The sequence below is a fragment of the Kitasatospora sp. NPDC057198 genome, assembly GCF_042670125.1.
Classification (GTDB): Bacteria; Actinomycetota; Actinomycetes; order Streptomycetales; family Streptomycetaceae; genus Kitasatospora.
The window spans coordinates 1-4908 of sequence record NZ_JBHUWH010000547.1 but is presented as its reverse complement, the minus strand read 5'-3'; the positions used below and the strand labels follow the sequence as shown (position 1 = coordinate 4908).

4 protein-coding genes are annotated in these 4908 nt (G+C 74.4%); 3 read left to right on the top strand and 1 reads right to left on the bottom strand.

All coding sequences use genetic code 11. The features are described 5' to 3' along the window. Positions 1 to 49 precede the first annotated feature (49 nt). Positions 50 to 1195: a serine hydrolase domain-containing protein gene (locus ACFUEL_RS35180; RefSeq protein WP_380241563.1), complete on the bottom strand. Its 1146-nt coding sequence runs from the start codon at positions 1193 to 1195 to the stop codon at positions 50 to 52. 289 nt (positions 1196 to 1484) lie between these two features. Between ACFUEL_RS35180 and nhaA the strand changes: the two genes are divergently transcribed. The 3 genes from nhaA to ACFUEL_RS35165 all read left to right on the top strand — a co-directional run bounded on the left by nhaA (position 1485) and on the right by ACFUEL_RS35165 (position 4475). After that, positions 1485 to 2831, top strand: a complete 1347-nt coding sequence (gene nhaA, locus ACFUEL_RS35175) for a Na+/H+ antiporter NhaA (RefSeq protein WP_380241561.1) — start codon at positions 1485 to 1487, stop codon at positions 2829 to 2831. 127 nt (positions 2832 to 2958) lie between these two features. After that, positions 2959 to 3429, top strand: coding sequence for a phage holin family protein (locus ACFUEL_RS35170; RefSeq protein WP_380241559.1), 471 nt, complete (start codon positions 2959 to 2961; stop codon positions 3427 to 3429). A 77-nt stretch (positions 3430 to 3506) separates the two neighbouring features. Continuing rightward, positions 3507 to 4475, top strand: coding sequence for an alpha/beta fold hydrolase (locus ACFUEL_RS35165; protein WP_380241557.1), 969 nt, complete (start codon positions 3507 to 3509; stop codon positions 4473 to 4475). Positions 4476 to 4908: the final 433 nt, after the last annotated feature.

Here is a 4908-nt window from a genome sequence, read left to right as displayed (position 1 = left end):
GCTCCGCACACCGCGGAGCGGGGCCCGGTGCATGGGCCGCGCCCGCCGGTCAGGCCGCCAGCGCCCGCAGCACGTCGTACGCGCTCTGGGCGAACCTGCGCCGCCCGGTGGCCAGCGGCCCGGCCAGCGCGACCAGGCCGGTCTGCGCGGCCCGGTCGAAGCCCACGAAGGCGGTGCAGCGGCCGGTGGAGCCGTTGTGGAAGACCACCTCGCGGTCGGCGGCCTCCTCGGCCGGGCGGTGGTGCCAGCTCAGGCCGATCCGCTGCCCGAAGCCGCGCCGGGCGACCCGGGGCAGGCACACCTCGCGCAGCGCGGTGCGCAGGCTGGCCGCCGCCCCGGTCCGCTCCGGGATCGGCACCGCGTCCACCGCCAGGTGGGCCTGCAGGTAGCGCAGCATGTCGTCGGCGGTGGAGCGCAGCGCCGCCGCGCCGGGCAGCGCCGGGACCTTGAACGAGGGGATCCAGCGGCCGCGCCGGTAGCCGGTGGTCTCGTCCCGGCCGGTGCCGCAGGAGGTGTCGATCAGGCCGAGCGGCTCGCAGACCCGCCCGGTCAGCAGTTCCTGGTAGCGCTGCCCGGCGGCACGCTCCAGCACCAGGCCGAGCAGTCCGGCGCCGAGGCTGGAGTACCGCACCCGGGTGCCGGGGGTGCCGCGCACGGGGGTGCGGGGCAGCGCGCGCAGCAGGTGCGCGGCGCTGAACGTGGCGTACGGGCTGGTGAACCAGCGGGGCACCGCGGCGGGGGCCAGGCCGACCGGCAGCCGGGGCAGCCCGGAGGTGTGGGTGGCCAGGTGCAGCAGGGTGATCGGGCGCTCGTGCGGGTAGCCCGGCAGCACCTCGGCGGGCAGGTAGCGGTCGATCGGGTCGTCGTAGCCGACCTCGCCGCGGGCGACCATGTCGGCGAGCAGCAGCGCGGTGAAGGTCTTGGTGACCGAGCCGAGTTCGAACCGGGTGTCGGCCCGGACCGGGCGCTCCCCGGCCCGGTCCGCGTAGCCGCGGCAGGCGACGGTGCGTTCGGTGCCGCGGATCACCGCGACGGCGATGCCGCCCTCGGGCGCGGCGGCGGCGAACAGCGGGCGCAGCAGGTGTTCGAGGTCCGGGTCGGTTAACGGGGGCAGGGCGGTGTCGGCGCCCTCGGCCCCCCTCCCCTGCGGACCCACGGCCTGGACCGGTATGGGTTCGGTTTCCTGACTGGGCATCGTTTCCTCCATGACGGTGCGGGCGGCCGGGGCGGCGGCCCGCTCCTGCGGCCGACCCTAGGAACGCGGCGGATCGTCCGCATCCGGCCGAACCCATCCGGGTCAGCGCGCCGGATCCCGGCCGCCGCACCCCCGGCAGCCCCCATAAAGTGGGACGAACCGAACGCCCGGTCGCCACGCGTCGTAGGATGTCGAGGAACCATCAAGAACCTGAGGCGCGCCGGGAAGTCTGGTCGGCACCGCACCACCCGTGTGTCCGCATGCCGCCCGCCTCAGGAGGTCCCCCGCCGTGACCAGCCCGTCCGACGACCGACGCCCGTCCGACGACCGCAGCGAGTCCGACGAGCGGCGCCCGTCCGACGACCGCCGGCAGTTCCTCGGCCTGCTGTCGCTGCCCGAGCGCCGCTACCTCGCCGACGCGCTGCGCACCGAGACGGTCGGCGGCGTGCTGCTGCTGGTGGCCGCGGCGGTGGCGCTGCTGTGGGCGAACCTGTGGCCGCACGCCTACGAGTCGGTGCTGGACTACACGGTCGGGCCGAGCGGGCCGCTGCACCTGGACCTGCCGCTGGAGGCGTGGGCGCAGGACGGGCTGCTGACGATCTTCTTCTTCGTGGCGGGCATCGAGCTGAAGCGCGAGTTCGTCGCCGGGGAGCTGCGCACGCCGAGCGCGGCGGCGCTGCCGGTGGTGGCGGCGGTGTGCGGGGTGCTGCTGCCCGCGGTGCTGTTCACGGCGATCAACGTGGCCGCGCCGAACGGGCACCCGGCGGGCTGGGCGATCCCGACCGCGACCGACATCGCCTTCGCGCTGGGCGTGCTGGCGGTGGTGGGCAGCCACCTGCCGTCGGCGCTGCGGGCGTTCCTGCTGACCCTGGCGGTGGTGGACGACCTGATCGCGATCCTGATCATCGCGGTCTTCTACTCGTCCGGGATCCGGTTCTGGGCGCTGGGGGCGGCGCTGGCGGGGCTGGTGCTGTTCTGGTTCCTGCACCGGCGCGGGGTGCGCGGCTGGTGGCTGTACGTGCCGCTGGCGGTGGTGATCTGGGCGCTGATGCACGAGAGCGGGGTGCACGCGACGGTGGCGGGCGTGGCGATGGGCCTGCTGCTGCGCTGCCACCGCGAGGAGGGCGAGGAGCAGTCGCCCGGCGAGCACATCGAGCACCTGGTGCGGCCGCTGTCGGCGGGCCTGGCGGTGCCGGTGTTCGCGCTGTTCGCGGCGGGGGTGCCGGTGTCGGCGGAGATCCTGGGCGAGGTGTTCACCCAGCCGGCGCCGCTGGGCGTCGTGATCGGCCTGCTGGTCGGCAAGTCGGTGGGCATCTTCGGCGGCACCTGGCTGGCCGCCCGCTACACCCGGGCCGCCTTGAACCCGCAGCTGACCTGGTCCGACATGGTGGCGCTGTCCACCGTCGCGGGCATCGGCTTCACGGTGTCGCTGCTGATCAGCGACCTGGCGTTCCCGGACGACCACCACCTGGCCCAGCTGTGCAAGGAGGCGGTCCTGGTCGGCTCGCTGGCCTGCGCGGTGGTCGGCTCGCTGCTGCTGAAGCGGCGCAACCGGCACTACCGGGAGCTGTACGACGAGGAGAACCGGGACGAGGACGGCGACGGCGTCCCCGATGTGTACCAACGGCAGGGGTGACACGCCGCCGGGCGGGTACCCGGAGTGGTGCCCGACTCGCCGGTAGGGGCATGATGCTGAGCTGACACACACTCGCGTGACGCACTCTCAGGGCGCCCCGCCCAGCCCGTTGAACGGAGACCTCCCGATGGCCGCAGGAGCCGCACCCTCGAACGGCCGCACCCCGCACGAGGGCGAGCGGACCGTCGGCGAGCTGTTCGCCGACGCCACCGCCGAGCTGTCCAGCCTGGTGCACGACGAGATCGCACTGGCCAAGGCCGAGATCAAGGCCGACGTGGTGCGCGGCGGCATCGGCACCGCGGCGGGCGTGGTGGCGGGCGTGGTGGCGCTGGCCTCGATCCCGATGTTCTCCTTCGCCTTCGCCTGGGGGCTGCAGGCGCTGGGCATCACCACCGGCTGGTCGTTCGCCATCGTCGGCGGGGCGTACGTGCTGATCGCCGCGCTGCTGGCGTTCCTGATGATCCGGTACTTCAAGAAGATCCGGAAGCCGGAGCGGACCATCGCCGGTGCGCAGGCCACCGCCAAGGTGCTGAAGAACGCCAAGCCGCGGCCGGCCACCAAGGAGGAGATCGACCGGGCGCTCGGCCGGATCCAGTGAGCACCGGCCGGTAACGGTTGCGTGCGCGCATGAGTGCCGGGCGGGTGCGGGGAGGGCGGGTATGACAGGCTGCGGGTATGTCGTTGGACCAGAAGCCCGTGGATGAGACCGTTCCCGATCCCGTCCCGCCCGTGCCCGCACAGCCGTGGAGCGTCCGCTCGGCCGGGCCGTGGACGCACCGGGACCTGGCGGCGAACGGGGCGCGCTTCCACATCGCCGAGCTCGGCGAGGGCCCGCTGGTGCTGCTGGTGCACGGCTGGCCCGAGTACTGGTGGGCGTGGCGGCACCAGCTGACGGCGCTGGCCGAGGCGGGCTTCCGGGCGGTCGCGCTGGACCTGCGCGGCACCGGCGGCTCGGACCGCACCCCGCGCGGCTACGACCCGGGCAACCTGGCGCTGGACGTCACCGGCGTGATCCGCTCGCTCGGCGAGCGGCGGGCGCACCTGGTCGGGCACGCCACCGGCGGCACGCTGGCCTGGGTGGCGGCGGTGATGCGCCCCTCGGTGATCCGCAGCCTGACGGTGGTGTCGGCGGCGCACCCGCGGCACCTGCGCCGGGCGCTGCTGACCGACCGCAAGCAGGTCGCCGCCTTCGAGCACGTGCTGGGCTTCCAGCGGCCGTGGATCCCAGAGCGCCGGCTGGTCGCGGACGACGGGGCGCTGGTGGGCGAGTACCTGCGGGCCTGGACCGGGCCGAACATGCTGCCCGCCGAGGCGGTGACGGCGTACCGGAAGGCGATCCAGGTGCCGAGCACCGCGCACTGCTCGATCGAGCCGTACCGCTGGCTGATGCGCTCGATGGCGCGGCCGGACGGCATCCAGTTCGCGCGCCGGATGAAGAAGCAGATCACCGCGCCGGTGCTGCACGTCCAGGGCGCCTCGGACCCGGTGCTGCTGTCGCGGACGGCGCTGGGGGCGGGCGAGTTCGTGTCGGCGCCGTACCGGTGGCGGCTGCTGCCGGGGGTCGGGCACTTCCCGCACGAGGAGGTTCCGGAGGAGTTCACCGCGGAGCTGATCGAGTGGGTCCGGCAGCACGGCGAGGACTGAGCGGGGCGGGGCGGCGGCGGGCCCAACCGGCCTCCGCTCCGGCACAGTTGGCGGCGTTCATATGACAAGTGCATAGGCCAGGTCGGCGACCCCGGAGGCGGTTACTCCGGACGGCCCGGGGGAATCCCTCCGGTATGACCTGGATGCCCGAACGAGAAGCCCAGCCGCGCCGAAGCCGCCGTGGCAGCAGCAGCTCGCAACCGCACGTCCCGCAGCCGGAGTGGCCCTACGAGCCGGCCGGGCGGACACCAAGCGGCGCGGGGTACCGGCTCGGCATTCCGAAGATCATCGGCCGGCGCGCCCGCTGGGTCGGCGCCCGGCTCCGCCGGGAGGGGTGAACCCCGCTCCCGGCGCACGGAACGGCTCGGACGGAACGGATCGCACGAACACGGCTCGGACGGAAACGGCCGGGGCCGGTGGGGAACCTCCCCAC

What these genes read in the sequence shown, in the direction of transcription:
- ACFUEL_RS35165 (WP_380241557.1), top strand. Translation starts at nt 3,507, where the DNA reads ATGTCGTTGGACCAGAAGCCCGTGGATGAGACCGTTCCCGATCCCGTC.
- ACFUEL_RS35180 (WP_380241563.1), bottom strand. Translation starts at nt 1,195, where the DNA reads ATGCCCAGTCAGGAAACCGAACCCATACCGGTCCAGGCCGTGGGTCCG.
- ACFUEL_RS35170 (WP_380241559.1), top strand. Translation starts at nt 2,959, where the DNA reads ATGGCCGCAGGAGCCGCACCCTCGAACGGCCGCACCCCGCACGAGGGC.